General features: G+C 68.2%; 33 protein-coding genes. 9 read left to right on the forward strand and 24 right to left on the reverse strand.

Annotated elements, in window-relative coordinates; all coding sequences use genetic code 11:
• Nucleotides 1-462: an Lrp/AsnC family transcriptional regulator gene (locus D474_RS0113690; protein ID WP_017614122.1), complete on the forward strand. Its 462-nt coding sequence runs from the start codon at nt 1-3 to the stop codon at nt 460-462.
• 89 nt (nt 463-551) lie between these two features.
• On the opposite strand, the gene D474_RS34105 is transcribed toward D474_RS0113690, so the two are convergent.
• Complete coding sequence (locus tag D474_RS34105) at nt 552-1,013, reverse strand: TauD/TfdA family dioxygenase (protein ID WP_338045284.1); 462 nt, start codon at nt 1,011-1,013, stop codon at nt 552-554.
• On the opposite strand from D474_RS34105, the gene D474_RS0113695 reads away from it, so the two are divergent.
• Nucleotides 940-1,302 (forward strand): nuclear transport factor 2 family protein, encoded by a 363-nt coding sequence (locus D474_RS0113695; protein ID WP_017614123.1) that lies wholly within the window; start codon nt 940-942, stop codon nt 1,300-1,302. The genes D474_RS34105 and D474_RS0113695 overlap by 74 nt on opposite strands.
• Nucleotides 1,303-1,761: 459 nt before the next feature.
• On the opposite strand, the gene D474_RS0113700 is transcribed toward D474_RS0113695, so the two are convergent.
• Both D474_RS0113700 and D474_RS0113705 read right to left on the reverse strand, forming a co-directional pair.
• A complete protein-coding gene (locus D474_RS0113700; RefSeq protein ID WP_026118472.1) occupies nt 1,762-1,947 on the reverse strand; it encodes a DUF397 domain-containing protein in 186 nt (61 codons plus the stop codon).
• Nucleotides 1,944-2,819, reverse strand: coding sequence for a helix-turn-helix domain-containing protein (locus D474_RS0113705; protein ID WP_017614125.1), 876 nt, complete (start codon nt 2,817-2,819; stop codon nt 1,944-1,946). The genes D474_RS0113700 and D474_RS0113705 overlap by 4 nt, the downstream gene beginning before the upstream one ends.
• Before the next feature lie 272 nt (nt 2,820-3,091).
• On the opposite strand from D474_RS0113705, the gene D474_RS0113710 reads away from it, so the two are divergent.
• The 7 genes from D474_RS0113710 (at nt 3,092) to D474_RS0113740 (ending at nt 8,407) form a co-directional block, all read left to right on the forward strand.
• Complete coding sequence (locus D474_RS0113710; RefSeq protein WP_239647070.1) at nt 3,092-3,424, forward strand: hypothetical protein; 333 nt, start codon at nt 3,092-3,094, stop codon at nt 3,422-3,424.
• A 328-nt stretch (nt 3,425-3,752) separates the two neighbouring features.
• Complete coding sequence (locus D474_RS32710; protein WP_193374011.1) at nt 3,753-3,917, forward strand: hypothetical protein; 165 nt, start codon at nt 3,753-3,755, stop codon at nt 3,915-3,917.
• Nucleotides 3,918-4,036: 119 nt separating this feature from the next.
• A complete protein-coding gene (locus D474_RS0113720; protein ID WP_239647071.1) occupies nt 4,037-5,068 on the forward strand; it encodes a thymidylate synthase in 1,032 nt (343 codons plus the stop codon).
• Nucleotides 5,068-5,589, forward strand: a complete 522-nt coding sequence (locus tag D474_RS0113725; RefSeq protein WP_017614129.1) for a nucleoside-diphosphate kinase — start codon at nt 5,068-5,070, stop codon at nt 5,587-5,589. Before D474_RS0113720 ends, D474_RS0113725 begins: the two co-directional genes overlap by 1 nt.
• Nucleotides 5,582-6,850: a radical SAM family protein gene (locus tag D474_RS0113730; protein ID WP_017614130.1), complete on the forward strand. Its 1,269-nt coding sequence runs from the start codon at nt 5,582-5,584 to the stop codon at nt 6,848-6,850. Before D474_RS0113725 ends, D474_RS0113730 begins: the two co-directional genes overlap by 8 nt.
• 18 nt (nt 6,851-6,868) lie before the next feature.
• Nucleotides 6,869-7,492 carry a 3'-5' exonuclease gene (locus D474_RS0113735; protein WP_017614131.1) on the forward strand — a complete coding sequence of 208 codons (624 nt, stop codon included), beginning with the start codon at nt 6,869-6,871 and terminating at the stop codon, nt 7,490-7,492.
• Nucleotides 7,493-7,519: 27 nt separating this feature from the next.
• Entirely contained in the window at nt 7,520-8,407 is an 888-nt protein-coding gene (locus D474_RS0113740; RefSeq protein ID WP_026118475.1) for an aldo/keto reductase, read from the forward strand.
• Between the two features lie 130 nt (nt 8,408-8,537).
• Here the strand turns inward: D474_RS0113740 and D474_RS0113745 are convergent, their stop codons facing one another.
• From D474_RS0113745 to D474_RS0113845, 21 genes are all read right to left on the reverse strand, one after another.
• Complete coding sequence (locus tag D474_RS0113745; RefSeq protein ID WP_017614133.1) at nt 8,538-8,798, reverse strand: hypothetical protein; 261 nt, start codon at nt 8,796-8,798, stop codon at nt 8,538-8,540.
• A gap of 1 nt (nt 8,799) precedes the next feature.
• Nucleotides 8,800-9,603, reverse strand: a complete 804-nt coding sequence (locus D474_RS28670) for a peptidoglycan recognition protein family protein (protein WP_152476827.1) — start codon at nt 9,601-9,603, stop codon at nt 8,800-8,802.
• Between the two features lie 66 nt (nt 9,604-9,669).
• A complete protein-coding gene (locus tag D474_RS0113755) occupies nt 9,670-9,912 on the reverse strand; it encodes a hypothetical protein (protein WP_017614134.1) in 243 nt (80 codons plus the stop codon).
• 4 nt (nt 9,913-9,916) lie between these two features.
• The gene (locus tag D474_RS0113760; RefSeq protein WP_017614135.1) at nt 9,917-10,432 is read right to left on the reverse strand and encodes a hypothetical protein; all 516 of its coding nucleotides are present in this window, start codon (nt 10,430-10,432) and stop codon (nt 9,917-9,919) included.
• A gap of 15 nt (nt 10,433-10,447) precedes the next feature.
• The gene (locus D474_RS30465) at nt 10,448-12,502 is read right to left on the reverse strand and encodes a peptidoglycan-binding domain-containing protein (protein WP_017614136.1); all 2,055 of its coding nucleotides are present in this window, start codon (nt 12,500-12,502) and stop codon (nt 10,448-10,450) included.
• Between the two features lie 16 nt (nt 12,503-12,518).
• Nucleotides 12,519-12,872: a phage tail fiber protein gene (locus D474_RS28680; RefSeq protein ID WP_017614137.1), complete on the reverse strand. Its 354-nt coding sequence runs from the start codon at nt 12,870-12,872 to the stop codon at nt 12,519-12,521.
• A complete protein-coding gene (locus tag D474_RS0113775) occupies nt 12,869-14,263 on the reverse strand; it encodes a cupredoxin domain-containing protein (protein WP_017614138.1) in 1,395 nt (464 codons plus the stop codon). Before D474_RS0113775 ends, D474_RS28680 begins: the two co-directional genes overlap by 4 nt.
• A gap of 3 nt (nt 14,264-14,266) precedes the next feature.
• Nucleotides 14,267-16,504: a phage tail tape measure protein gene (locus D474_RS0113780; protein WP_017614139.1), complete on the reverse strand. Its 2,238-nt coding sequence runs from the start codon at nt 16,502-16,504 to the stop codon at nt 14,267-14,269.
• 21 nt (nt 16,505-16,525) lie between these two features.
• Nucleotides 16,526-16,822, reverse strand: a complete 297-nt coding sequence (locus D474_RS28685) for a phage tail assembly protein T (RefSeq protein ID WP_017614140.1) — start codon at nt 16,820-16,822, stop codon at nt 16,526-16,528.
• 79 nt (nt 16,823-16,901) lie between these two features.
• Nucleotides 16,902-17,237, reverse strand: a complete 336-nt coding sequence (locus D474_RS28690; RefSeq protein WP_017614141.1) for a hypothetical protein — start codon at nt 17,235-17,237, stop codon at nt 16,902-16,904.
• Nucleotides 17,234-17,731: a phage tail tube protein gene (locus tag D474_RS28695; protein ID WP_161628680.1), complete on the reverse strand. Its 498-nt coding sequence runs from the start codon at nt 17,729-17,731 to the stop codon at nt 17,234-17,236. The genes D474_RS28690 and D474_RS28695 overlap by 4 nt, the downstream gene beginning before the upstream one ends.
• A gap of 2 nt (nt 17,732-17,733) precedes the next feature.
• A complete protein-coding gene (locus D474_RS0113800; RefSeq protein ID WP_017614143.1) occupies nt 17,734-18,162 on the reverse strand; it encodes a DUF3168 domain-containing protein in 429 nt (142 codons plus the stop codon).
• Nucleotides 18,159-18,539 (reverse strand): HK97-gp10 family putative phage morphogenesis protein, encoded by a 381-nt coding sequence (locus D474_RS0113805; RefSeq protein ID WP_026118476.1) that lies wholly within the window; start codon nt 18,537-18,539, stop codon nt 18,159-18,161. The genes D474_RS0113800 and D474_RS0113805 overlap by 4 nt, the downstream gene beginning before the upstream one ends.
• Entirely contained in the window at nt 18,532-18,852 is a 321-nt protein-coding gene (locus D474_RS34420; RefSeq protein WP_017614145.1) for a phage head completion protein, read from the reverse strand. The genes D474_RS0113805 and D474_RS34420 overlap by 8 nt, the downstream gene beginning before the upstream one ends.
• The gene (locus D474_RS30470) at nt 18,849-19,409 is read right to left on the reverse strand and encodes a hypothetical protein (RefSeq protein WP_152476829.1); all 561 of its coding nucleotides are present in this window, start codon (nt 19,407-19,409) and stop codon (nt 18,849-18,851) included. The genes D474_RS34420 and D474_RS30470 overlap by 4 nt, the downstream gene beginning before the upstream one ends.
• A 211-nt stretch (nt 19,410-19,620) precedes the next feature.
• Nucleotides 19,621-19,965, reverse strand: coding sequence for a hypothetical protein (locus tag D474_RS0113820; RefSeq protein WP_152476831.1), 345 nt, complete (start codon nt 19,963-19,965; stop codon nt 19,621-19,623).
• Nucleotides 19,935-21,203, reverse strand: coding sequence for a phage major capsid protein (locus D474_RS0113825; protein ID WP_040703562.1), 1,269 nt, complete (start codon nt 21,201-21,203; stop codon nt 19,935-19,937). Before D474_RS0113825 ends, D474_RS0113820 begins: the two co-directional genes overlap by 31 nt.
• Nucleotides 21,204-21,284: 81 nt before the next feature.
• The gene (locus D474_RS0113830; RefSeq protein ID WP_017614149.1) at nt 21,285-21,875 is read right to left on the reverse strand and encodes an HK97 family phage prohead protease; all 591 of its coding nucleotides are present in this window, start codon (nt 21,873-21,875) and stop codon (nt 21,285-21,287) included.
• Between the two features lie 14 nt (nt 21,876-21,889).
• Nucleotides 21,890-23,839 carry a phage portal protein gene (locus tag D474_RS30475; protein ID WP_017614150.1) on the reverse strand — a complete coding sequence of 650 codons (1,950 nt, stop codon included), beginning with the start codon at nt 23,837-23,839 and terminating at the stop codon, nt 21,890-21,892.
• 236 nt (nt 23,840-24,075) lie between these two features.
• Nucleotides 24,076-25,677, reverse strand: a complete 1,602-nt coding sequence (locus D474_RS0113840) for a terminase large subunit (protein ID WP_161628681.1) — start codon at nt 25,675-25,677, stop codon at nt 24,076-24,078.
• Between the two features lie 136 nt (nt 25,678-25,813).
• The gene (locus tag D474_RS0113845; RefSeq protein ID WP_017614152.1) at nt 25,814-26,110 is read right to left on the reverse strand and encodes a phage terminase small subunit P27 family; all 297 of its coding nucleotides are present in this window, start codon (nt 26,108-26,110) and stop codon (nt 25,814-25,816) included.
• Between the last annotated feature and the right edge of the window lie 143 nt (nt 26,111-26,253).

The raw sequence follows: 26,253 nt of genomic DNA on the forward strand, positions 1-26,253 counted from the left end.
ATGGACGAACTCGATACGGCGATCGTGCGCGAACTCCAAACGAATGCGCGCCGCACCAACCGGGAACTCGCTCGCCAGGTGGGGATCGCCCCTTCGACCTGCCTGGAACGCGTGCGCGCGCTGCACGAGCGCGGGGTCGTGCGCGGGTACCACGCCGAGATCGACCCACGTGCGCTCAACCGGGGTGTGGAGGCCTTCGTCAACACACGGCTGCGCCCGCTCAGCCGTCCGGTCATCGACGGGTTCCGCAAGGCCCTCATCGAACTGCCGGAGGTGCTCGCGGTGTACGTGGTCGCCGGCGACGACGACTTCCTCGTGCACGTGGCCGTGCAGGACCTCGACCACCTCCACGCGTTCCTCATCGACCGCTTGAGCCGCCGCCAGGAGGTCGTGGGGTTCCGGAGCCAGATCATCTACGCGAGCGACCACAAGCACGTGCGGGACCGGCTCTCCGACGCGTGAATCGGCCGGCTCCCTGCTGCTCGGGCCGGAGGAGTGCTGCACGAAGCGGCCGAGGTACAGTCCCCGCTGACCGGTCTCGGGATGAACCCTCACGACGGGGCTCGGTCTTGCACACGGTCGAGACGAACTGCTCGCGGCACACCCTCAGGTCGCCCGTGAGATCGCGCGCCGGGTTCACGGCAGCGTAGTCGTGGTCGTTGCTGTGCACCGCGCGGGCCGTCGGCGAGCGCCTTCACGGGCTGGGGCAGGGCCTGGTGGACGGTCACGGTGTCGACCCACGTGGCGTCGCCGCCGTACGGGGGCAGGTGGACGGCGCACAGCACACTGGCCTGCGGGGGACGGACGGGCCAACCTGGACGGTGACATGTCGACACCTCGACAGATCCGCAGGTCACCAGGGAGACAGGCGGGCACAGGGCCTTGCCGTCCGGTGTCGACGTGTGCTCAGATCCGAGAGGAACCCCACCGGGAGGCACTGTGGACACGACCGACGAACTCCTCACCCTGGAACACGAGGGATGGCGTTCCCTGTGCGAGGGCACGGGTGACACCTTCTACGGCGACCTCATGACCGAGGACGGGGCCATGGTGCTGGCCGACGGATCGGTGTTCGATCGGGAGGCCGTCGTCGCCTCGCTCGACCAGGCACCGACGTGGGACACCTACGAGCTCACCGGTGTCCGCCGCATCGACACCGGGCCGGACTCCGCGGCGCTCGTCTACACGGGCCGCGCACGCAGGGGCGACGAGCCCCCGTTCGAGGCCCGCATGGCCAGTACGTACCGCTACACCGGTGGCCGGTGGCGCCTCGCGCTCTACCAGCAGACGCCCGTGCAGTGACGCACATGGCGCCCGGACATGAAAAAAGGCCCCGTGTGGGAGCCTTTTCGCTGGTGGGCGTACCAGGACTTGAACCTGGGGCCTCATCCTTATCAGGCACTCACCGACCCCAGGTCAGAAGCTTTCGATCGTTTCTGACCTGGGGTTTCTTGTTCGTCGGTGTTCGTGGATGTCCGCAGTCGGACGCACGTTCTGACGCACGTGTGACGCACGGACGCACGGGCCGGTGTGCGGCACTCGGAGATGAGGCCGGTTCACCGCCCCCCGAGAAGCAGCCTGATTCAAGGATGAGGCCAGCCTTCAACAAGGATGAGGCCACGCGAAGTCGGGCTACAGGGCCGTTCCGCCCGACGCCCCCGGCCGGTATGCTCCCCGAGAAGCGTCTGTAGGACGCGACTCAGGTACACGGAACCCCCGCGCCCGATGACGGCACGGGGGTTCTGTGGTGTCCAGGCGCGCCTACCCGTCGAGCCCCTTCAGGTCGGCGAGGAACGCGGTCCACTCGGCCCGCGGGAACTCGAGGTGCCCGGCCTCGCGGTGCTTCGTGTCTCGGATCGCGCCGGCCCCCTCGGGCAGGTACGCGCACTCGACGCAGTTCTGATTGTGATTGCTGTAGGAAGCCTTGCGGAACTCAGGTGTCATCATGATTCGTCGCTTTCTTCGGACAGGATGTCCTCGATGAAACGGGCGCTCTGCACGGTCGACAGCGCCGCGCCCTGTAGCTCGCCGAAGGTCGTCGTGTAGGACTCAACCTCGGCGTCGGTCTCCTCGAAGACGCCGCTGGCCACGCTATCGGTGTAGGCGATCGGAGCATCCAGCGGATCGGGGAAGTCCAGGAGGGTGAACGACATCCCGAGCGCCGCATGTGGGCCGACCGCGAACGGCAGCACCTGGATGTCGATGTTCGGCAACTGCCCGATACGTAGCAGGTACTCGAACTGACCGCGCATCACGTCGCGATCGCCCATCGGGCGGCGTAGCGCAGCTTCGTCGATCACCGCTACCAACCGCGGCGGACGTTCGTACCTCGTCAGAATCTCGCGGCGCTCCATGCGGGCGTCGACCTGACGCTTGATCTTGTCGGGCGAGGTGTAGCGGCCACCGAGGAACACGCCCTCGGCGTACTCGGGGGTCTGCAACAGGCCGGGCACGATCGCGACCTCATAAGTCCGGATCAGGCTTGCCTCGGTCTCGAAGTCGGGCAAGGACTCCGCGCCGAAGACGTCCCGGTACTTCCACCACCAACCTCTCTGCTTGGCGTCGCGCGCGAGCTGATGGAGTGCCTCCCTCTGCTCGTCGTCCTCGACACCGTAGAGCGTGAGCAGAGAGTCGAGATCCGACGGTTTCACCGTCTTCAGCTCGCTCGTTTCGAGTTTTCCGACCTTGGCCTTCGCCCAGCCGAGCCGCTGACTGACGTCGGCCATCGTGTACCCCGCTTTGTCGCGCAGGCTTCGCAGGTGGCGCCCGAGGCGTCGCCGCCGGACGGACGGGGAGTAGGTGGGGTTCGCGCGTGCCATAGACGCATCTTACCGCCGCCTGAAAATCGTAGAGTCTCTCTTTTGGGGTTGTGCTATTCGGTGTTTCTGGCGCATGATGTCGACACCTGAGTATTGGCCCTACAGACGACGGACAGGAGATGATCCCTAATGTCCGATTTCTTGGAAGGAAACCCCGCCCGAACTCCCCATACACGCGGTGTCCCGTCCTGGGGCAGGCCCCGCAAGGCTTCCCGCGTCCGGCCCTTTCTCGGCGCCCGACCGGCGGTGATCCAGTGATGGAGCTGTTCACCTTGGAAGACCAACGAGACGTCATCCTCACGACCGACGCCGTACTGGCTGACGGCAGAGAGCTGACGGGCGACGAGATCGGCGAGCTGATGAAACAGCTCGAACCGCTGCGCCTCGAAACCCTGTGGCGCGAAGTCCATCGCCACTACCCGCTTGGCACGTGGGTGACCGCCGTCAACAGCAAGCGCGAAACCCCCGACCAGGTCGTCGGCTACCAGCGAGGCCGCCCCGGGTCCCCCGGTCACATGCTGAAGGTCCGCACACAACGCGGCGACGAACTGCGCGTACCCGTGGCCGAGGCACACGTAGTGCCCCCTCCTAGGGGGCGAACATGATCCGGCTGTTCCTCTGCCTCCTCGGCGCCGCACTTCGCCCGGTCCGGTCTGACGTCCGTGCTCGACCTGCACCGAGCGCGGCCGTCCCTCCGATCCCTCGCCAGGCGCGGCGCACAGCGCACGCCCAGGTCGACCTCGTTGCCCGCGATCACCCCGACTGGCGCGTGCTCGCTCTGCCGGGGCCGTCCGGTCTCTGCTACGTCGCGGCTCGGGGCGCCCACCTCGTGCGTGCCGATTGCCCCGAAGAGACGCGGCGCCGTATCCGCGAGATCGACGAGGAACCCCCGCCGTGGCCGGTTCGCCCCTACATCCACAGGAGGTGGTGACCGTGCCCGATGGCAGACCCGAGGACGGCGACGAGATCACCGCAGTGACCGCGGTCGGCCTGGCGCTCATACTCCCGCCCGGCGCCGTCGAGGACGCTCACCCCGTGGCGAGGATGCGCGAGCTCCTGGCCGACGAGATTGAGGCCGCGCGCACGTGCGGCCGCTGAACCCCTGAACCCCCGCGTGCCTGGCGCGTGTGTGGCTGTCGCCAGGCACGCGGGTTCCCCGCCCTCGAGTCACGGGGGCTCGAGGGCGGCCCCCACACGGAAGGACGGAAGGACTGCTCTTGCAGCGATTGACCCCCCATGTGACCCCCCATATCGAACAGAACTTCCACGACGCCTACCTGGCGGTGCTCGACGCCGTCACCAACCACACCGAACACACGACCTCGTCGAGGGGCAACGACTCGGCCGAACTGACCAACGTCAGCTTCCGAATCGCCGACCCCCGCGACCGGCTCCCCTTCATCAGACAGCGGCCGGTGAACATCATCTTCAACCTCGCCGAGGCCCTGTGGTACGCCTCCGGCCGGGATGACCTCGACATGATCGGCTACTACGCACCCGGCATGGCGAAGAACTCCGCCGACGGCAAAACGCTGACAGGTACCGCCTACGGAACCAGGATGTTCGCCCCCGACGCCGAGAACGCCACCCAGTGGGACCGCGTCCTCGACCTGTTGCGCTCCGACCCCGACACCAAGCGTGCCGTCCTGGGGATCTACCGGCCCGAGGAACTCGCGGTCACCGACAACCCCGACGTCTCGTGCACGATAAGCGCCCAATTTCTGTTGCGCGAGGGGCGCCTGAACCTGACGTGCTACATGCGCGGGAACGACGCCTACAGGGGCATGGTGAGCGACGTCTTCGCGTTCACCTTCCTCCAGGAGATCGCCGCCTGTCAGCTCGGCGTCGAGCTGGGGCTCTACACCCACCACGTGGCGTCGATGCACATCAACGACCGTGACGCGGAGACCGTTCGGCGTGTGCTTCACGAACCCCGCGAACCCGGATACCTGCGGCCGGCGTTCCGGCCGCCCGAGATGCCCGCTGGCACCTCCTGGTCGGCCCTCGAGGCCGTCTTGGAACACGAGGAAGCGTTGCGCAACAACGAGCGCTCGCACACCCCGAAGACGCTGACGGAAACCGGCCTTGCCGAGTACTGGCAACAGGTCCTGTTGCTGTTCGAGATCTTCCGGCAGATCAAGCACACCGACCAGGCGGTCAACCCCGATCACGTCGTCGCCCTCGACCCCGGGTACCGGTGGTTGGTCACCCGTCGATGGAAGAACCGCATGCCCAAGGGGACCGCGTGATGGCGCCGGCCGGTGGCTGGGGCCGTTGGACCGTGGCCACGTGCAAACCGGACGCGACCCGCCGCGGCTTGGTCGGACCGATCCTGGAATGGATCGGCGCCGAGGTCCGCCTGGTCGAGCGCCGATCGGTTGTCGTGACCGAGCGGCACATCTTCACCCACTACGCCGACATGATTGCCCTCGACGACCGGTTCCCGTTCGACGTGCGCGCCGAGCTGCGCCGCAACTGGGTCGGCCAGACCGTCACAGTCGCCTTGTTCCACGGCCAGGCCGAAGGCACTCCCGAGCACGTGCGCGGTCTTCTCGGCCACTACGACCCGGCACGCGCCGCGCCGGACTCGATCCGGGGCCACTTCGGCGCGGACTCTATCGCGCAAGCCCGCGCCGAGGGCCGGTTCATCGACAACCTGATTCACACCTCAGACGACGCCGAAGGTTCCGAGCGCGAGTTCAACGTGTGGTTCGGCCCCGCGTTCGCGCACCTTCTCACCCCCCAACACGAGGAGCTGTCCCGTGACTGAGTCCGTCCTGATCAACGGCGCCACGATCCCCGTAGGGCCGAACAACCTCCGGGTGATGCCCGACGAGCAACAGTCCGGCCTCGACCCGTACATGGCGCAGATCATCACCAACCGCAAGTCCGGGCTGTCGCTGAACCACGTCATCGGATGCCCGCTCGACTGCGGGTACTGCGTGCGCCACTTCTGGGGCAACTTCGAGCAGAAGACGCCCCAGCTCCTCATCACCACCGAGGAGGCCGTGGAAATGCTGACCGGGCACGAGGCGTTCCGGCCGCACTCGACGCCGATCCAGTTGTTCAACAAGGCCACCGACCCGATGTTGCCCGGCGTGAAGCCGCATACTTTCGCCGTCCTCGAGGAGCTGGACAGGCGCGGCATGACGAACCTGGTCCTGATCATCACCCGGTTCCACGTCAGCAAGGCCGACATGGCGCGCTTCGAGTCCCTCGAGCATGTGCGGGTGACGCTGTTGTTCACCTACTCGGGGATCGCGGATGCGCGTGTGGAGCCGATCGCGAAGTCTCGGACCACCGTGAAGTCGATCGAGACGGCGGCGGCTCTGTCGGAGCGGACGGGCGTGATCCTCTACTGGCGTCCGATCACGCCGGGGTGGAACGACGACCCGGCGACGTTGCGGCACGTGCTCGACGTCGCCGACCGGGCCGGCGTAGATGCGCTGGTGTTCACTGGCTACTACCACAAGGAGGAGAACGCCGACTACCTGCGCGGACAGGGCGTCGAGGTGCCCTATGAGGACGACTATCAGCGCCGGAAGGTGATGCCGGAAGAACTGGATGCGAAGGTGGTCGCCGCGTGGCGCGAGCACGGCACGTCGGTTCCGCTGTTCCGCAAGACCTCATGCGGTGTCACCTACGCCCACGACGTCCCGGACTACAACGGGCACTGGGGCGTTCCCGAGCTGTGCGACATCTGCCCGGCCAAGCAGCGCCAGTTGTGCGCCGACAACCATCACGCGCCGACCGAGGACGAGTTCCGGAACGTCCTCGCCGAGCTGGAGTACGACCCCGATACGCCGTTCCTGGTCGAGGACGGCCACATCCTCACCCACGCGCTGGGGGAGCAGCGCCGGTACGCCATCCAGCACACCCTCGGCTACCAGGTGTGGGAAGTCGACCACCCGCACGTTCACCGCGCGCACGGGCGCACCCTGAAGGGGTACGAGCTGAGCGAGGATGAACGGCGACAGCTCGACGAGGCACGCGAGCGGCTGCACGCTGCCGCGCGCCACGAGGACGACTAGAACACCGGGGGGACCGTCATGCTCGATCGACCGTGGACCGAGGCACCGCTGTGCGCCCTTGACCTCGAGGGCACGGGTGCCCAGGACAAGGACAACGAGGCGATCCTGGAAGTCGCCGCGGTCCCGATCGTGGACGGTTCCCCCGACCTGTCATCGGCCTACGAGAGCCTCGTCAATCCCGGCCGAACCGTTCCGCGCCGTCCCTGGATCAGCCCAGGGCTGACCGACGAAGCGTTGCGCGAAGCGCCGAGCCCCGCACAGGTCGGCGCCGAGCTGGAAGCCCGTGTCAACGGTCGGTACATGGTGGGACACAACGTGAGCGTGGACTGGAAGCTTGTCCACCTGCGCCACCCGAGCGTTCGGCCGGCCGGGCTGATCGACACTCTGCGCCTGGCCCGTCACCTCCAGATCCCCGCCCCGCGCGGGCTCGGGGCGCTCCTTGACCGGTTCGAGCTACGCGAGCAAGTCGACAAGTCGGTTCCCAGCGGACGCCCGCACCGGGCGTTGTGGGACACCGTCGCCGCTGCTGTCCTACTCGCCCGCCTGGTCGAGGACGACCCGAGCGTGCGCACGCTCGGCGATCTCGTGTCGGCCGCGTCGGTACCGCTGGGTCCGCCCGAAGAGGACCCGACCCTGTTCTAACCCCCTGAGAAACAAGAGGAACCCGCAGTGACCACTACCGACGACCACTCTGACCTAAGCCCTGCCAACGCGTTGGGCACGTTCCCCCTCGGCAGCTCACTGCCCGTCAACCGGCTCGGCTACGGCACGATGCGGCTTACCGGCGAAGGCGTCTGGGACGAGCCCGCCGACCGCGCCGAGGCGGTGCGCGTTCTGCGCCGCGCCGTCGAACTGGGCGTGAACCTCATCGACACCGCGGACTCCTACGGTCCGCAGATCAGCGAGCAGCTCATCAAGGAGGCCCTTCATCCCTACCCGGAGAGCCTCGTCATCGCCACCAAGGCCGGCCTGACGCGGCGCGGCCCGAACGACTGGCGTCCCCTCGGCAGACCTGAGTACCTGCGTCAACAACTCGAGCTGAGTCTGCGCCACCTCGGCCTCGAACGCATCGACCTCTACCAACTACACCGCGTCGACCCGCAGGTGCCGCTAGCTGAACAGGTGGGCGAACTCGCCGCCATGCGCGACGAAGGCAAGATCGGCCACATCGGCCTTTCAAAGGTGACCGTCGAGCAGGTGACCGAGGCCCGCACGATCGCCCCCATCGCGTCCGTGCAGAACCGGTACAGCCTCCTCGACCGGGCCAGCGAGGACGTTCTCGACTACTGCGCCGCCGAAGGCATCGGATTCATCCCGTATGCCCCGGTGGCGACCGGCGACCTTGCGCGCCCCGGCGGCCCGCTCGACGAAGCCGCCAAACAGCACGGCGCCACCCCGTCGCAACTCGCGCTCGCATGGCTGCTGCACCGCTCGCCGGTGATGATGCCGATCCCCGGAACGTCGAAGAGGGCGCACGTCGAGGAGAACACCGAGGCGGCTCGTATTCGGCTGAACGATGCGGATTTCGACGCGCTGTCCGCGCTGGCGGCGCTCTAGCCGACCGGTACGCCTGAGCCCTGAACATGAGAAAGGCGCCCCACCCTCCCAGCGGGAGAGTGGGGCGCCGTCGCGTCCGTCGGGGCCTTCCCCAGCCACGACTAGAACACGTGTACGAAGATATCACGCATCAGGGCTGGTCAGTGCTGCCTTCGAGGCGACGCTGAACCCACGCGGCCAACGCGGTACCGGCCGCAGTCGCGGCGGCCAGACCGAGCGTCGGCCAGTCGATGATCTCGCCGGGCACGACCTGGTCGGTCACGACGGTGGCGACGGCGACGAGCGCGGTCGATACGGCGCCCTGAAGGGCGGTTCGCCACCCTCGTGTTCGGGCGTCCTGTCGGGTCTCGGCCTTGCTGCCCGGGGTCGGTGCGGGTGCCTCGTGTGCCATGTCAGCAATCCCCCTCGTCGAGGTCGAGGCCGGCCACTGCCCGCTCGGCCTCGCGCCGCGCGACGGCGCGCCGGATCTGCGCGGCGGCGATCGCGCTCACGCGGGCGCCGCTGGTCGCGCCCGAGCCGACGTACTGTCGAGCGGCCAGAACCGCCTCGGTGGTGCCGCTGCCGTAATCGCCGTCGACGCCGTCGCCGCGTGGCCCGTAGTCGCCGAGCATGTCGCCGAATCCGGCGTGCCTGAGCGTGGTCTGGAGCCCTTCGACGCGCTCGCCGCTGTCACCTTCTGAGAGTCCGTACAACTCCTCGTCTCCTTCTGCTGCTTCGTCAAGGTCCATGCCTCCGGTCGCCCAGGCGTACAGGGCGTCACCGGGGCATCCGGTCGATACGAGGTCGCGGTGACCGGTCACGGGAAGAGTGCGGCCTGCCCAGCTCTCGGCCTCGGCGTGGCACTGGCGCACGGCGGCCAGGGCGTGAACGCTGGGAAGCCCGTTGTCGTAGGTGCCGATCACGGCGACGCCGAGGTGGCTCCTGTTGTGGCCCAGGGCGTGTGCCAGTTCGGCGCCGTAGCCGCGGCCTTCGACGATCACGGCGTAGGAACCGTGGTCGACGACCAGGCGCGCGTACCCGACGTCGCTCCACCCGATCGAGAAGTGGTAGCTCTGAATCTGCGCCGGGGTCTGGGTGGCGGGGCCGGCGGTGTGGTGCACGGTGAAGCCGCGCACCTCGCCCTTTTCGACCGGGGAACGGCTACGAGCCGGTGCAAGAACGGCCTGTGATCGCGACTGTTTGCGGACATCGGTCACGTGGGGCGCCTCCTTCAGGACATAGAAATGCCCCGACCGGTCGGTCGGGGCTGGTGTTCGGCTTGGTCAGCCGAGGATGGTCGAGGCGACGGCGGCGATCGCCGCGATGATCGCCGAGATCGTCGACAGCGGCAGCGCGTAGCGCCATGCCTCGAGGCTGCGTAGGCGGGTCTCGTGATCCTCGAGCCGCTCGGTTGTGTGCTGCTGGCGTGCCAGGGCTGACTCGACCTTTCCGGCGAGTTCGCGCTGTTGTCCGTACACGTCGGCCACGGTTATGACGGCATACGGGCGGGGCTGATCGTCGGCCACCGGATCACCCGATCCTCTGGTACACGAGGCGGGTCTGGTTGCCTCCTCGGAGGATCGTCGGGGAGGAGTCGGCGGAGTCCTGCCAGAACTGCAACGCAAGGGTCGGGGTGCCTCCCGAGGTGGTGATGGTCCCCCGGTCGGCAGCACTGTTGAAGTTCGACGAGCCCGAGCCGCCGGCGACACGCGGGGTCGTGTTGGCGGGGCGTCGCAAGATCACCGGGCCGCCGTTGTTGATTCCCGACGCGGTGTCTCTGTTGTAGGCGATCGTGAAGGACGCAAGGGTCACCCCAGTGGATGACCAGGACCAGGCGAACCCGCCGTCTCCGGCCGAGTAGGACACTCCCAGCCAGTAGAAGTAGACGGCGTTCGGTTCCAGTTCCAGCTCGATCTCGGACAGCTCCCACGACGAGTCGTTATCGGTGACCTCCTGATCGTTGAGCTGCTCGACGAGGCCCATGTTGCGGGCGTTGAGCCGCTCGGCGGTGATGACCTGCCCGGCGTACCACTGCGGGAAGGGCACGGGGTCACCTCCTCTCTAGAGCCCGACGACGGCGGGTTGCGCGAGCGCGACCTGTTCGCCTGCCGGGTGCGATTGGCGGATGGTGTTCATGGCTCGGATGACGGTGAAGGTCTGGGTCCGGTTGCTGCCGCTGATGTCGGTCACCCGCATGACCTCGCCACCGCACCGGATGTCGAAGGGGAGTTCGTCGGGGAATTCGGCGCTGGTGATCCAGCGCGGCCCCCGGTAGGTGGTGACCTCGAAGACGGCGGTGTCCTCCTCGACGGCGACGGCCAGGCGCGCGTCGGCGGTATCGCACCTGTTGGGCTGGTTCTCGCCGGGGTCGGCCTCTTCGCCTTCCTCCTCAACCAGGGCCTGGCCGACGATCCACGGGGCACCGGGGCTCGCGTTGAATTCCACATCCCAACGGTAGGCATTCAGGGTCTCGGTGTATCCCTCGACCAACAGGTCGATGGGTTCAGGCGGGAGCCACGGCGGGGGGTTGAGCACAGTCAGGCCGTCGCCTGTGTCGCGATCGGACACGATGTCGACCAGGTGCGGGTTCCCGACCAGGTTCACGCGCACGTGCGGGTACCGGTAGCCCTCGGTGGTGCCGAGGTGCACGCGCCACGACGCTTGTGCGCCGAGCTGTTCGTCTCGCTGCACGTCGAGCGTCACGGATTCCTCGTAGGGACCGACGCCCTCGGGAGGGTGTGCGGCGCCCAGCGGGCCGTCGAGAAGTTGATATGTCTCCTCGCCGCCGTCTCGGCGTGTGGCCTGCACGGTGTTGACCAGGCCGTCATCGTCGTCTGTCGGCTCGAAGGGCGGTGCCAGGTGCCCGGCGGCGTAGTCGAGCGCCAGGACCTCGTCGGCGCGCACGACCATTCGTGCTCGTACCTGAACTCGCGTGTGCACGCCGACCGTGACATGCCGCGTCGCCGGGGCCGTGGCCACCGCGCGCACGGGTGCCGTCAGCGGTATCGAGGTCGAGCGCGTCACACCCAGCTCGGCCCGAGCAGCCAGGCGCGCGTGCGCCGAGACGGCGCCCTCCTCGGTCTCTCCCTCGGCTACGACCGAGACACGCAGACGTGCGTGTGCCGATCGGACCGGCCCTGGTGCGGGACCCAGTGGCGCCGAGTCCGAGACGGCTACGTGGGAGAGGAAAACCTGGGGCGGGTAGTCGTCGGGATCTGAATCCACTCGCAAGGCGAGGTCGACGGCGGCGAGCGTCTCGGGTCCGGCGTACCCGTCAGCGAGAAGGGCGTGGTCGTCCTGAAAGGCGATCACGGCGGTGATCGTCTCGCCGCCGTAATCGCCGTCGTCGCCGAACTGCGGCAACTCGTAGCCGAGCGCCATCAGGTCGCGTTGTAGGTCTCCGACCGCGCCGTCAGTGGTCCCGTCGTTGTCGCCGGGGGCGAGCAGCACGTTTCGCCGGTAGCGGTAGCCGGTCAGTTCGAGCGTGCCGCCCAGCTCGACGTCGTCCCACCGGTGCACGCGCGCACCCGAGGCCGCGTGACCGGGGAACACACGTGAGGTCAACCCGTGGCCGTCATAGTGGAGTTCGACGCGCCACCACTGGCCGACCGCTACGGCCGACCCTGATTCGCTGGTCCATCCGATCGACGGCGAGGCGAGCCCGGACGGCTGCAACCTGGTTCCGACGTTGCCGCCGGCGGTCTCGTGCACGACCAAGCCCAGACCTACATCGGGCCACCCGACCAACCACCGAACCTCGTGAATGCCGTGTCCGGCGGTCTGCATGGGAGGAATCCAGGCGTAGAACCGCACCCACCATTCGGTCTCGGCATGATCCTCCTCGTCGTCCTCCTCGTCTTGGGTCTCGTCGTCGGGAGTTTGGGGAAGCTCAAGCACGTACCGCGGCTGTTGGGTGAAGGAGTACCCGGGGTCAATGCGTGTCGTCGCGAGGCCGTGCACGGTGTGCTCGGCTGAGAATCGGGCACGTCCGACACCGATCGGACCGGTCGTGTCGGCGGCCTCGAGGGTGCCGACGATCGCCGACCGTTCCAGGGTGTCCTCATCGGGCGCCTCGCCCAGCGGGCCGTCGAGCCGGTTCGCGACCGTCGTCGCCACAGCGCACCCCCTATTCCTATTCGGCATTCTCGAGGCTGATCGTCAGCGGGTCGATCGTGAGAGTCCCCGAGGAGGGGAAGGGCTGGGGCTCATTCAGTCGTGCCGAGCCCTTCCACGTGCCGCCCGAGCCCCAGAATCCAATGTGCGAGACGGTCGTGTCCGAGGGCACCGAGAACGTGACCCCCGACGAGGCAGTCAAAGTCCCGCCCGAAGCGTCAGACCAAGTGACCGACTGGCGCGAGTAGGCGCCGCCGTCGACCTCGGCCGAGCCCCTCGAGTCGGGTAGTGAAGTGTGCAGGCTGGCCGACACTGCGGTCTCTGCGCCGGTGTCCAGCATCGGGTCGAAGAAGTCGGCGACGAAGTTCGTCACGACGACATCCCTCCTTGGTTCGTGAGTGTGGCGCCGCGGTTGTACTTGCTGCGAAGGGTGCGGTAAGCCAGGCCGGCGCGTGCGCGGCTCTCGTAGAGCACGCCGCCGTCGACGGCCTGCGCGGAGTAGAGAAGATCGAGCACGCTGTCGGGGTACTGCGGTCCCATACGAAGCGAATCCTCGGGTTCGCCGACCAGGTCCAACGGAATGTCGGCCTCCTCGCACAGGCGGATGATCCGCTCGGCCGCGCGTTCGCCGGCGAAACCTCGGAAGGCGGCGAAGGAGTCGGCCGCAGTGGGGTAGGCGGCGGAGTTGGTGTTCCAGAGCGACACATGCCCCAGCTCGGCCGGGCTCGACGTGTCGTCGTCGGGAACCCACCAGTGATAAGTCAGGGTGCGCGCGGGTAGTGCCGGAGCCGACCAGGTGCCGCTCGTGAGGGTGGCGCCGTCCATGTAGAGGCGGTACGTCGACGAGCTGTTGTTGGACGACAGCTCGAACCGGTACAGGTGCGCCTCGTCATCGAAGGCACTCGGGACCGAGAAGTCTGGTTCGACCATCGCGATCGAGGAACTGTCCTCGGTGGTGGTCTGGATACTGATGAACATCGACCTCGTCGAGATCTCCCAGCCGACCGACCACGTCCGGTACGGGTCTGAGTTGGTTCCTGACCCCTGCATGGCGATCGCGAGGCTGTCGAAGCCCCCGCCTTGGCGCGCGATCTCGACGGCCCAAGACCTCGAAGAGGGGGCCGGCCGCACGCTCGCGGCCAAGCGTCCCCGTTCCTGTTCGGGAAGGCGCATGACCGGGTCGAGCCACGGACCCAGCTCGCCCTCGGCCCAGTCGGCGCCATAGGTGATGGCGGTCGCCCCGGTGCCAGCGGCATAGGTGCGCATCGGTTGCTGACCGACGACCGGCGACCCCTGTCGAGCGGTCTCGCCGTCCGTCAGCGGCCAATAGGCGTCCGGCCGATGCGCTAGGAGGAACCGCCGGTACACGTCAGGCAGGTTGGCCGCGGACTGCCCGAGGCGTCGCAGGATGCCGTGCGCCTCGATCTCCACCCACACGTCGTTTCCGGACAGGTCCCAGCGCACCGGCCAGGACGACACTTCACCGCCGAACCGCCACCGTGTACCGGCCGAGGTCTCGACGCCGAGCCGGATCGGGGTATTCTTCCCGACCCGGCGGAACAGCGGCGACCTCGGGTTGCCCGGCGAGTATTCGCCGTGCCTGTTGTTGAGCTGGAACGACAGGGTAGACGGGTCGACCTGGGCGCCCTCGTCGGCGCGGCCGCGCACAATCTGCGCGTCTTCGCGCGTGCGGACGTCACCGGTGATGTTCAGCCACTCGCCCGATCGTGTTTGGATCTCCACGCGCAGGCGGACCCTGGCCACGGTTCACCCCCTACCGAATGCGGTCTGAACCGAACCGCGGCCGTCGACCTTGACCATCTTGCGGATCATGCGCTTCAACTCGCCATCGCCGCCGGTGACGTCGACGACCACCCGTGCGGGGTTGCCGCCTTCGCGAACGGCCCGGTTGACGTTGGTCGGGATCGAGCGGGCGACGTCGCCCAGGGCGTCGCCGGTGCGTCCCAGCCGGTCGTCGAGCGGGCGCATGAGTTCGTCGGCCGCGCGGTCGATCGCGGTCAGCTCCGACATCACGCCTTCGCCGAGGGTCTCGGCGATCCGGGCGCCGGACACCTCGGGTGCGCCGTCGCCGCTCATGGGGCCGACCTCGGCCGGTGAGAACGGCAGGTAGCCCCTGATCGTCGAGGCGACGTTCGACATCGTGCTTCCGATGTTCGAGATCATCGACTTGATCCCGTTGATCAGGCCCTGGATCACTGATCGGCCCGCGTTGCGAAGCAGCGAGCCGAGGTTGCCCAGGGCTGACGTGATGCGGCTCGGGATCGACTGCACGAAGCTGATCAGGTTCTGGCCCTGCTGCTGTGCCCGCTGGTACAGGCCCCGGAAGTAGTCGCCCACCATGCCCGGAAGCTGGGCGAGGCGACCAATGAAGGCGATCACGTTGGTCACCAGCCCGACCACGAAGGCCACGGCGGCGTCGACCCCGGCTTGGAAGCCGGCGGCGATCTGGTCCCAGTACTGGATTACGAGGCCGATCAGCGTCCAGTTCAGGAACAGGTCAATGATCCAGTCGAGGGCGGACGACAGGATGTCCATCAGCCAGTCCCAGGCGGCCCGCGTGGCTGCAACGATCTCGTCCCAGTAGACGATCACGAGCGCGATCACGGCGATCAGGGCGAGGATGCCCAGAACGATCCACGTGATCGGGTTCGCGAGGAACGCCGCGTTCAACAGCCACTGCACACCGACCCAGGCCAGGGTCAGCCCGCGGACGACCGCCATGATGCCCTGGTAGACCTTCAGTCCGATCACGACGGCGGCGACAGCCGCGCCGATGGCGACGATCGCGATCGCGAGGCGGGTCATGGTCGCCTCGTTCTCACCGACCCAAGTCGCGAGCGACTGGAACGCCGACAAGGCCGTGGTGGTCAGCCAGTTGATCACGGGCTCGGCCGCTGACGACAGCGAGCCCCAAAGCCCGGTCACGGTCTCGCGGAAGGTGGCGCTGTTCTGCCAGGCGTACCAGAACGCCCCGGCGAGCAGGGCGAGCCCGGCGACCAACCAGAACACCGGCGATCGCAGGAACGCCAGGGACAGGGCATTCTTCGCCCTCGTCGCACCCTGGATGACGGTCGTCGCGCCCTTCAGGATCGGCCCGAGTGCCATCAGCGGAAGCGCGAGCGACCCGGCGGCGTCGGCGAGGCCGCCGTACCGGAACATCAGGTCCTGAACCCGATCCTGTAGGTCCTGAAGCGGGGTCGAGGTGTCGTTGGCGGCATCGGCCAATTCCTGTGTGAGACCCGGGGTTGGCTCGACGGCCGTCTGGTAGTTCTCCCACTCCTCGGCGGTCAGCCCGAGGACGTCGAGGAACTCGCCCATGTCGCCCTCGCTGTCGGCGACGGCTCGACGGAACTCGCGAACGGACTCCTGGCCGCTGTACCCCTGGTCTCGGAAGTACTCGACACCGGCGGCGGCGTCATCCAGCCCGAACTCGAGCGCTTGCAGCTCGTCGGGCACGCGCCCAAGGTTGCGTTCGAGCGTGCCCAGCGGGATATCGGTCTGTTGGATCAGGCGCGACATCTGGTCCGCGTTGTCGCCGACGTCTGAAAGGTCATCACCGAAGGGCACCAACAGCCGGTCGGCGGAGCTGATCGCGCTCGGCAAGTCCTTGCCGACCGCGTCGCCGAACTGGCCGACCGCCGGAAGGATGGCCTCGAACTCCTGTTTGGTGTCGAAACCCTTCTGTGCCAGCAGCTCCATACCGTCGGCGGCGGCTTCGGCGCCGCCGGTGTGATCGGCCATCGCGTAGGCCGATGCGCGTAGGGCTTCCTCATTCTCGCCCGAGGCGATCGCCGTCCGCGCGAGGCTCGCGTTGACGTCGGCCTGGCCGCGGGCGAAGGCTTCCATCGAACCGCCGGCGGCCACACCGGCGGCGGTGATCTTGCCGATGTTGTCCTCGACGGCTTGGGCCGCTTTGCCCAGTCCGGACTCGAGGTCGTCGGCATCAGCGCCGATCCGAACGGTGAGTTCGTCGAGGGTGACCACGCGGCATCACCCCCTCGACGCTCATCTGGGTGTGTACTTGCCAGAGGTCCCGCCGTGTTTGGCGTTGAGCTGGCGCAGCATGGCCAGTTGCTGGTCGGCGGTCTGGGGCGCCTGGTCCCAGGTCGGAAGGAAGTCCTTCGGCGTCGCCTTGCGCGTCTTGCGGTCCCTGTTCGCGTTGGTGATCGTGGCGCACAGGAGCGCGTTCAAGATGTCGTCGCGTTCGGGGCCGAGGGTGCCGGCGATCTCCTCGTATGCGATCCAGTCGGTCAGCTCGGCCGAGGAGACTCGGGCGAGTAGCTCGGCGACAGGGATGCGCATGTGCGCTGCTAGTCGGTGGTAGAACCGTCGCTCGGGACGGCCTCGGATTTTCCCTTGGCCTCCTCCTTGGCCTCCTTGGTCATGCCGGAAAGGCGCTGTGCGATCCGTACAGCCGCTCGATCACGGCGCCGGACTTTCGGCCGAGCTTCGCCACGTCCTTGTCGGAGAACAGGCGCTCGTCGCTCTCGGGGTCGAACAGGCACTTGACGACGAGCTTGGTCCTGAAGTCCTGCAAGCGAAGTTCGACGTCCTGACCCTGATTCTTCAGGGCGACCGCCTTCGCCTCGTAGGCGTCTCGGTCGGTGCCGGACAGGCCGCGCACGCGCACGACGAGGCCGCCCCACTCGGGCACCGCCTCGTCGACCTCGGGAAGGTCGTCAGCTTCCAGAATCTGGTCGCGCAGGGAGGTTGTCACTGGTCGTCTCCGTTCTCGCCGTCGTCGCCGCCACCGTTGCCGTTGTCGTCCTCACCGTTGCCGGGACCTTCGCCCGGCCCCAGCTCGGACAGGTCAGGTTTACCGGAAACCTTGAAGGTGATCGAGGTTTCCAGCTTGTCGTCGTGCGGTGCGCTGGGTTCATAGCCGGTCACGAAGGCGTCGAAGGTCCATGCGTGCCGCTCGGCGGTAGGTAGGACGATGCGGTACCGGTGAACCTCGTCGTCCTCGAAGTCCTCCATCACCCAGTCGTCGTGACGACTCGGCCGGTAGTTGCAATCCACGGACACCTCGCCGCCATCGCGCAGGCCCGGGACGAACTCCATGTAGCCGTCCGGGCTGTCGTGATCGGTGACGTCGATGTCTTCACGGGACAGGCTGGGAAGGTCGATGCTGGTCGCGTTCGACAACTGGTCCCATTCGCCGTTGCCGTCGCTCCGGTAGAGCTTGGTACCGAAAGCGTTCTTGCCCGCCACGGTCACCCCTCCTCGTCTTCTGGTTGTTCGGTGTTGATGCGGAACCGCACCGGGATATGCCGCGCGTGCGGCGGTTGCGGGTCCCGAAGTGTCTGGGCGAACTCGAACCGAACCGCGGTCACGACCCACTCGGCCGCGTGCAGCGGCATGGGCTGGTGGTCGAGGAGCTGCACGACACGGTCGGCGACGGCATTCGCCTCGTCGAAGGTCTGTTGCTGGGACCACACGTGCAGCGTGTGCGTGCTGTTGCGGCCGATCCCGCCGTGCCAGTTATCCGGGGTCTCGGTCGCCTCGCCCAGGACCACATAGGGCATGGGCGCGTCCTCGGGCACCTGGTCGTACACAGCCGCGCCCAGGCCCTCATCGGTGTTCAGGCGTTGGTAGATCGCCCGCTGGATCGCGGCCAGGGGCGACCGTGCGGTGATGCTCATGAGCCCGGTAGCTGGTCGCCGACGTGCTGACGCAGTCGGGTCGGAAAGTAGTCGCGTTCCAGCTCGGCCGCCGGCTGCGCGAACGGCTGGGCGGGCATCTTCGAGGTGCCGAACTCGACGAACGCCCCGTAGTGCACACCCGATCCTTGGGTGCCGATGTCAGCGGTCAGCGCTTCACGATCGACGTCCGACCCGATCGACTCCTCGAGCGTTCCGGAGTCGACGGGCACGAAGTTCTTCATCATCCCCTCGACCGACTTCGCCGACTCTTGGACGGCGTCGGCCGCGCCCTGGCGTACCTGGTCGGGGAGCTGTCCGAGCTGGGCGCGAAGCCCGTCGAGGCCCTCGAGTTGGACGTTCATGCGGGCCTTACCCATCGGGGCGCCCTCCTTCGGTCTGGATGTGTTCGCAGTCCGCGCGCCGGTACACGCCCGGCTCGGACGGCACCACCACGGCGGCCACCCGGTAGACNTCGCCGCGGTGAACGTCGGTGCCGTCCGCGAAGTAGATACGGGCGTCGAGCGAAGCCCCCGCCTGTTCGGCCACGATCCGCTCGGACGCCGAGGGCTGGGACAGGCGCGCTTTGCGCGCGCCCTTGGGGACCCAGTCGACGATCCATCCGCCGGACCCGGTCTCGGTGCGCTCCTCGCGCCACAGGTGAACGGTCCGGTTCAACAGGTGCCCGATCACGGCCCGACCCCCTTGGGCTTGGCGCGGTAGCGGCCGAGTAGGCCCCGTTCGTACTCGGTGAGCTGGATACGCCCGGCGGGCGCCGAGGTCGTGCCGAACGAGCGGGAATAGTCGCCGATCGACTCCTGACTGAGTTGTCTCGGGTTCACCCACACGCGCGCGGCGGCCTGCACGGTCACCGCACGCACGATCTCGGGCACCTTGGCGCGGCCGTGGCTGTAGACCACGGCCACCGACCGGGGCAGGGGCGACCACGTTCGCCGGAGCCTGGTCATCACCCCCGACGCCGACCACACGTAGTCGGCCCCCTCGGTCAGCTCCTGGTCGTTCTCCACGACCGAGGACACGCCGGTCACGGGCGTCTCGGGCAGCAACAGGACCGGCGTCCCGCCACCGTCCAGGGTCACCTCGGTGTCGTCGTTGGCGAGGATCTCCTGGCGGACCTCGGCGCGCACGGTGGCCTCGGCCAGGCCCAGGAGGAACTCGGCCGCGTCCTCGTCGACCTCGTCGAGGCGTAGGAGCTTGCGCAGCTCCTTGGGAGTGGCGAACGCGGCCACGGCCACCACCCCCTATGTCTCGTCGTCGGCGGCCTTGGTCTTCGACCTCGGGCGGGTCCGGGCCGGCGGTGCGGTGGCTGTGCGGCGGGTCCTCGCCGGCGGCGCGAAGGGCTCGGCCGATTCGGCGTGGCCGGCGGCGATCCAGGCGCGCCCGAGCTGNGGTTGCCGCGGCCGTCAGCGAGGCCGGTCACGGCGGTAACGCGAATGCGCATCAGTCACCACCCCCGGCGAGGTATCCGGCGCCGCGAAGAGACGCCAGGAGCGCGTTCAGGGTCGAGGCCACGGCGGCGTCGGTGTCCTCCTCCTCGACGTCGGCGACCGCTTCGGCTGTGGGCAGGTCGCCGGCCGAGTGGGTGTGGTTCCCGGCCGCGGCCGTGTTGGCGCCGGTGCCGAGCTGCACGCCGATCGTCTGGGTCTCGGCGTCGTAGGTCGCCGGGGCCTCGGCGTTCAGGTCCACGGTCCCGCCCCCTCCGAGGTCGGAGACCGACACGGGCACCGGGTCGCCGGATGCGTCGAGGGCGTGCATCAACTGGCGGCCGACTGTCTGGTTGCCCATCCGTCGTCACCCCCGCCGCCGTTGCCGTTGTCGGCGGTCTCGAGGATGCGCAGCGCCTGCGGGCGAACCACGTCGCCACCGACGCGGTAGCGGACCTTGAAGCCCAGCATCCCGTCTTCGGCGTACAGCTCCTCGAGGCGCTTCAGGGTCATGCCCTGCCGGTCGTAGATGCGGTATCCGGCCTGGAAGTCACCGAAGGCCGCGATCCGGGCGCCGGCCGCGATGCTCGCGATGTCCTCCTGGTTGTGGATCGCATAGCCCAGGAAGGTGTTCGGGCGCCCGGCCTGAACGCTGGGCTGCCAGTAGTAGGCGCCGCTCGCGGTCTTCAGGGTCGAGATGAACAGCTCGGTGCCCGAGGGCAGCACGAACGCACCATTGCGCCGGTACTGCGCCGGGGTCGCGTAGATGAGCGCCTTCATGTCGTCGAGCAGGGCGACGCCCTCGCTGGCGCCGGAGTAGTCCGGGCTCGATCCGGTGACTGTGGGAACCCCGCCGTCCGAGGTCATGAACCCGACCGGCTCGTGGTCCTCGCGGCCCCCGCCGACCGTGAAACCGGTGTCCTCGGCCTCGGCGATCGCCCGCGCGAAGCTGTCGCTGATGAACGCCTCGAGGTTCACATCGGTGTCGTCGAACTCGTCTTCACCGACCTTCGCGAGCCCGTACAGGTCCTCGACGTAGGTGTACTCCTCGCGCGGGGTGTCCGGCATGGAGTCGGTCAGGGACTGGTCGCCGGTCTCGAGCTTGCCCCAGCCCACGGACACCTCGTCGAGGGACCGGCGCCGGACGCGGTTGGTGCCGATCGGCCGGGTGTTGGCCAGGGGGCGGATGACGGTCAGACCGGGCAGGGAGCGCAGGATCTCGCTTTCCAGCTCCTCGGGGACGATGATCATCCCGGCCTCGTCCTGCACGAGGGCGCGCTGTTCGGGCGCCATCCGTGCCGGCCCCATCCGAAGGGCCTGAACGAAGGCGCGCCGCACCTGCGAACGCCGGTCGGGCTCGGAGTTGCCGGGGTTGGAGGTGTCGCCCAGCGAACGGGCCTGGTCGGCCTCGCGGGCCTCCTGGGCTTCCTGGCGCTCGATCCGCTCGGACAGCTCGCGGAACTCCGACTCGTGCCGGTCGTAGCTCTCGCGCTCCTGGGCTTCCAGGTTGCGGTTCGCCTTCTCGGCGGTCTCGGTGATCTCCCGGAGCGACTCGACGACCCGGGCGCGCTGCTGACGCAGCTCCACACTCGTAGGCATGGCGGATTCCTTCCTTGTGGTTCCCGGGGCGTGCCGGGCATGAAAAAGGCACCCTCGACGGGGTGCCGGTCGGTGCGTTGATCAGAGTCGGGACAGCAGCTCGGCCTCGCGGAGCCGGTGCCGCGCGCGCTCGACCGAATAGCCGGGGTCGGGCGGCGTGATGCGGTTCGCGGCGGCGGCGCGCAGCTCGGCCGAGGTCTGCGAGAACGCCGGGTAGGTCACAACGGACACGTCGCCGCCGTCGAGGTCGATCCCGTACACCTCGTGCGTGGTGCCGTCCCAGCCGTCCGCGGTGATCCAGAACCCGAACGACATCTGTGTGATGTCGCGCCGTTCCAGCAGCTCGGCCAAGTCCCGCGCATAGCTGACGTTCGCCATGTCGGCCTCGACGGTGACCCCGCCGTTGTCCTCGGACAGCCGGAGCGTGCCCGAGGAGGTGCGGCCGAGCAGGTAATTCGGATCGTGGTTGAGCAGGAACCGCACATCAGGCGCGTCGGTCAGAGTGCGCGTGGCCGCGCCGGGCATGATCCGCTCGCGCCAACCGCCCATGTCCTCGGACAACTGGTCGTACACGATCGCCCGGCCGGCGAAGGACAGCCGCTCGGCGTCGTCGCTCGCGGCCCGTACCTGGATGTCGGTCAGCCCGAACGCGCGCCGCTCCATCGTCGGCATCGGTGGTCTCTCCTCTACATGTTGATCTGTAGGACGCACGAACAGCCGGCGATCTCGTCGACGCCCAGACGGTGATCGTGCGGCCACCGGCCGCGCCGTCCGCCAACGTCGAAGTCGTCACCGATCGGCACGGTTTGACCGTCAGCCGAAGCGTGCGAAGGGCGCGGGTCGGCCGAGGTGACGACCCATGTCTTGGTGCGTGCGCCGGTCTGGGACGCGGCCTCGTTCGTAGCGAAGGCGTTCGCCCACGCGACCCGAGCTGCGGCCAGATCGTCGGCGCGGTTGGCCATCGACGCCACGACGTTGCGGATGATGTTCCGAGCGGATGTGCCCTCGGCGATCCCGGCGTTGAGCACGTTCGCGATGACCGAGGCCGTCGAGCGGTTGATGTTGAGCGCGCTCGCGTCAGCGTTCTCTCGGATCAGCGCGAGCGTGCGGGCGACGTCGTAGTACCCGCCCAGCTCCTCGGCGCGCTGTCGGCCGATCTCCTCGGTCGTGGCCTCGGACAACCGGGCCAACTCATCCCGCATGCGCCGGTTCGAGGTGTCGCTGGTCAGTTCGGCCTCGAGGTCCTCCTGCGTCAGGTCACGACGGGCGGACCGCTCGGCCTGGGCGTTGATCAGGTCGGCGATCTCGTCGACCTGTTCGAGTAGGACGGCGCTGATCGCGTCGGCGTGCCGTCGTACCCAGGGGGCGTGTTCCTCCTCGGGCGGCCGGGCGCGCCTCTGGCGCGAGCGCATGCCGATCTCTCCCGAGGGGCGCGGCGCCGGTTCACCGGCGGGAACCATGTTGAGCGGCTGAAGGTAGACGTCGCCCTCGGGGCCGAGCGGCTCCTGGTCTTCGAGGCGGCGCACGTCGTTCGTCGACAGCCATCCCCACTGGCGGCCTTGGGCGTAAGCCTGGTACCGGGCGGTGATATCACCCCTGACCAAGGCGTTGGGATTGAACTTCAGGTACTGCCGATCGCCCAGGAGTTTGACCGCGGTCGCCTTCTCGAGCCTGGTCAGATACGACATCAGCGAGTAGATCACGTACCCGAGGGACTGCTGCTCGATCCCCGAACCCCACGATGTCGACCTGTCGACGTCGCCGATCATGTGCGGCGGCACCCCGTAGATGCCCGCGATATCGGTCCGCGTCAGCCGGTAGGTATCCAGGAACGCAGCATCAACCGGGCTGAGTGTGGTCGTCTCCCACTTCGCGCCGCCCTCGAGCAACGCGAGCCGGTGTGCCTTGTCGAACCCCTCGTGCAGGCTGCGCCACTGGGCGGTCAGCCGGTCGTACTGGGTATCGGTCAGCTCGCCCTCGACCGAGACGACGCCGCCCGGCGAGGCGTCCCGGGCGAAGAACCCGCCCACGTAGCGCATGGCGGCATAGGACGTACCGACCTGTTCGCGCGCCATGCCCACAGGGGACAGGCCCTCGGGACCCATGCCGAAGGCACGGAAGTGCAGCATGTTCTCGGCGCGCACCAGGCCCCGCCCGTTCGGCAGGGGCACGTAGTCAACGAGCTGGTCGGACTGCACGTCGTACACCAGCCGACCCGAGTCGGCGCGGCGCACGTCGACGGCTATCGGGGACACCGGCCAGAGCCCCACAGGGGCGCCGGCGGCGTTGCGTTCGATGAAGGCGTAGGCGTTGCCCCGGATGCCCATCCAGGCGACCATCGTGCGCCAGAACTCCGAGGCGTCCATGTCCGGGTTCGGGACCTGCGTCAGCAGCCGTTCGACCGGGTGTCCGTCGAGCCGTCGACGGCCGTTCGTGGTGCGTTCGTACAGGGCCACGGGCAGCATGGCGGCCGACTCCGAGAGCAGGCGCACGCACGAGTACACCGCGGCGATCTGTAGCGCCCGCTCGGGCGTGACGGACACCTCCGAGGCCGTCGAGCGTCCGCCGAGGAACGGCAACGCCTTACGGTGGCGCTCCTGACGGTCACCACCGAACATCCGGCGAAAGATCGGCATCAGCTCGACACCTCCACTCGGACATTCCCAGCAACGAGCAGAGTCGCGCCCAAGGCGAGGAGGCCAGCGGTCACACCGAGCGTGAACGCCGCGGCGACCAGGCATCCGGCCCCGCCGATCTCACACCAGGTCTGGACAACGTCGACACGGCGTGCGCGACCACGAGGCCACAGGCCGGACACGGCCACGGCGGCGCGGCGCCACCACGGGGACGCTGTCGAGGGGTCGGACATGGGTCAGGCTCCAATCACACGGATTCGCGGCTCGGGCCGCTGCTCGGTCTGGCCGGAGCGCAACAGGTGCTGTGACAAGGCGTTGAGCGTGGCGGGAAACCCGTCGATCCGCTTCGCCGAGGTCGCACGGTTGGGCTTGACGGGCTTGATGTTCTCCGAGTCGTCTTGGCGGATCTCGACACAGTCAGCCATCCAGCGCATGAGCGGGTGCCCGCCATGGTTCACCCGACCAGCGAGCAACAGCCGCTCGAGTTCCTTCGCCGGCGGGCTCATCCCGGCGTAGCCCTGGCCGACCGGCTCGACGTGCACACCGGCGTCCCGCAGTTCCAGAACGGTCTCGGTGGCGTTCCACCGGTCGTAGCCCAGGGCCTTGACGTCGAACCGCTCGCCGAGCATGCCCAGGGCGAACTCGCGCACGGCGCGGTAGTCGACCACGTTCCCCTCGGTCAGCCGCAACAAGGGGCCGATCGGTCCCGCCGTCTTCGCCCACTGGTCGAGGGGCACCTTCGTTCGCCGCTGCACATCTTGAAGGTTGTCCTCGGGCAACCAGAAGAACGGCAACAACACGTGCTCGCCGGTGTCGGGGTCCTCCTCGGGCGGGAACCACAACACGAGCGACGTTAGGTCCGAGGTCGACGACAGGTCGAGCCCGGCGTAACACGTGCGTCCGGCGAGCGCGTCGACGTCGACCAGGCCCCCGCCCTGGTCCCAGACTTCGAGCGGAATCCAGCGCACCGTCTGCTTGGTGCGCACGTTCAGGTGAAGGCGTAGGTACCGGTTCAACTGGGCGGGCGAGCGTTCGGCCTCGGCCGCCTTGGCCGTGAGGTAGTCCGACATCACGGTCACCCCATAGCCGGGGTTCGCCCGCTTCAGGGTCTCCTCGGTGAAGGCGTCGAAGTTCTCGGCGGTGTCGTCGACACCGAACACCACACCCCACGTCGTCGGGTCGGCGGAGTGGCCGGCGGCGAGGTTCTCGACGTCCTCGCGCTTGGTGTTATAGACCGTGTCCCCGGCGCCGTCGTCGGCCGTGGTGATGAACACGATCAGCGGCTGTTCCCGCGCGCCGGTGCCGGTCTCCAACGCGTCGATGACGTCCGGGTTCCGGTGGACGTGAACCTCGTCGATCACGCCACCGTGCACGTTCAGACCGTGCGAGCGCAGACCCTCCGACGACAGCGCGCGAAAGATCGCGTGCGTCTGCGGGTGCTCGAGTAGCTTCTTCTGAATGCCGCGCTTACCGAGCTTGCGGGCGAGGGGCTTGCACTCGCGCGCCATGTTCGCCGCAGCCCGAAAGACGATGTTCGCCTGATCCCGGTCGCCGGCGGCGGCGTAGACCTCGGCGCCCGGCTCGCGATCGGCCGCGAACAGGTACAGCGCCAGCCCCGAACACAAGGTGCTCTTGCCGTTCTTGCGCGGGATCTCGAACCACACCGTGCGGATCACCCGGCGCCCGTCCGGGTGCTTCAACCCGAACACCGGCGCGATCAAGTACTTGACCTGCCAGTCCTGCAACACGAACGCATGACCGGCGTGACGGCCGATCAACTGACGCAACATGGCGAAGAACTTCAGGACCCGCTCGACGGCCTGCCGGTCGAACCACACACCGGGCGCCCGGTAGGGGAGCGGCGTCGTGATGTGCGGCCGGTGACCCCACTCGGACAACCACGGCGAGGGCTCCACAAGCCCCTCGTCGACCCATCCGGCGATCGCCTCGACGATCTCGCCCCAGAGGGCCGACTCAGTCGAGTACGTCCTGGTCGTCGTCATCCTCGCCCCCGTCCGGCTTCACCGATCGAAGACGCGAGTTCGGGCTGGTGAACAGCTCCTTGGACAGGGTCGCAACCACGGTCGCCGTCTCCCTCCACTGCTGCCACGCCGGGTGTTTGCGCTCGGCACCCCGGTGACCAACCACGGTCAACCCGTCAGCCTGAATCGCCCGCTCGGCGTCGACGAACTTCGACCAGGCCGAGCAGTACGTAGCCAGAACCGCCCGGTCAACGCGCGACAGCACGCCGAGCCGATCCAGCTCGGGCACGACCCGCTTCCATTCAGCCTTAGCCTCGCGGTCGAGCCACGACGGGGGAGACGGCGCGGACGGCGGCGCCTTCACCCGAGGAACCGCCGGAGCCATCCCGCGCAGCGCGCGAACGTTGTCCGGCGCAGCAACAGGGCCCCTCT

The sequence above is a fragment of the Nocardiopsis salina YIM 90010 genome, from assembly GCF_000341025.1.
Classification (GTDB): Bacteria; Actinomycetota; Actinomycetes; order Streptosporangiales; family Streptosporangiaceae; genus Nocardiopsis; species Nocardiopsis salina.

Bases quoted from the DNA above. Each gene is read 5' to 3' on its own strand.
- D474_RS0113690 (WP_017614122.1), top strand. From the start codon at position 1: ATGGACGAACTCGATACGGCGATCGTGCGCGAACTCCAAACGAATGCG.
- D474_RS0113700 (WP_026118472.1), bottom strand. From the start codon at position 1,947: ATGATGACACCTGAGTTCCGCAAGGCTTCCTACAGCAATCACAATCAG.
- D474_RS0113705 (WP_017614125.1), bottom strand. From the start codon at position 2,819: ATGGCACGCGCGAACCCCACCTACTCCCCGTCCGTCCGGCGGCGACGC.
- D474_RS0113725 (WP_017614129.1), top strand. From the start codon at position 5,068: ATGGCGCCGGCCGGTGGCTGGGGCCGTTGGACCGTGGCCACGTGCAAA.
- D474_RS0113735 (WP_017614131.1), top strand. From the start codon at position 6,869: ATGCTCGATCGACCGTGGACCGAGGCACCGCTGTGCGCCCTTGACCTC.
- D474_RS0113745 (WP_017614133.1), bottom strand. From the start codon at position 8,798: ATGGCACACGAGGCACCCGCACCGACCCCGGGCAGCAAGGCCGAGACC.
- D474_RS28685 (WP_017614140.1), bottom strand. From the start codon at position 16,822: ATGCGCATCCCTGTCGCCGAGCTACTCGCCCGAGTCTCCTCGGCCGAG.
- D474_RS0113800 (WP_017614143.1), bottom strand. From the start codon at position 18,162: ATGAGCATCACCGCACGGTCGCCCCTGGCCGCGATCCAGCGGGCGATC.
- D474_RS0113805 (WP_026118476.1), bottom strand. From the start codon at position 18,539: ATGGGTAAGGCCCGCATGAACGTCCAACTCGAGGGCCTCGACGGGCTT.
- D474_RS0113820 (WP_152476831.1), bottom strand. From the start codon at position 19,965: ATGGGCAACCAGACAGTCGGCCGCCAGTTGATGCACGCCCTCGACGCA.
- D474_RS0113825 (WP_040703562.1), bottom strand. From the start codon at position 21,203: ATGCCTACGAGTGTGGAGCTGCGTCAGCAGCGCGCCCGGGTCGTCGAG.
- D474_RS0113830 (WP_017614149.1), bottom strand. From the start codon at position 21,875: ATGCCGACGATGGAGCGGCGCGCGTTCGGGCTGACCGACATCCAGGTA.
- D474_RS30475 (WP_017614150.1), bottom strand. From the start codon at position 23,839: ATGCCGATCTTTCGCCGGATGTTCGGTGGTGACCGTCAGGAGCGCCAC.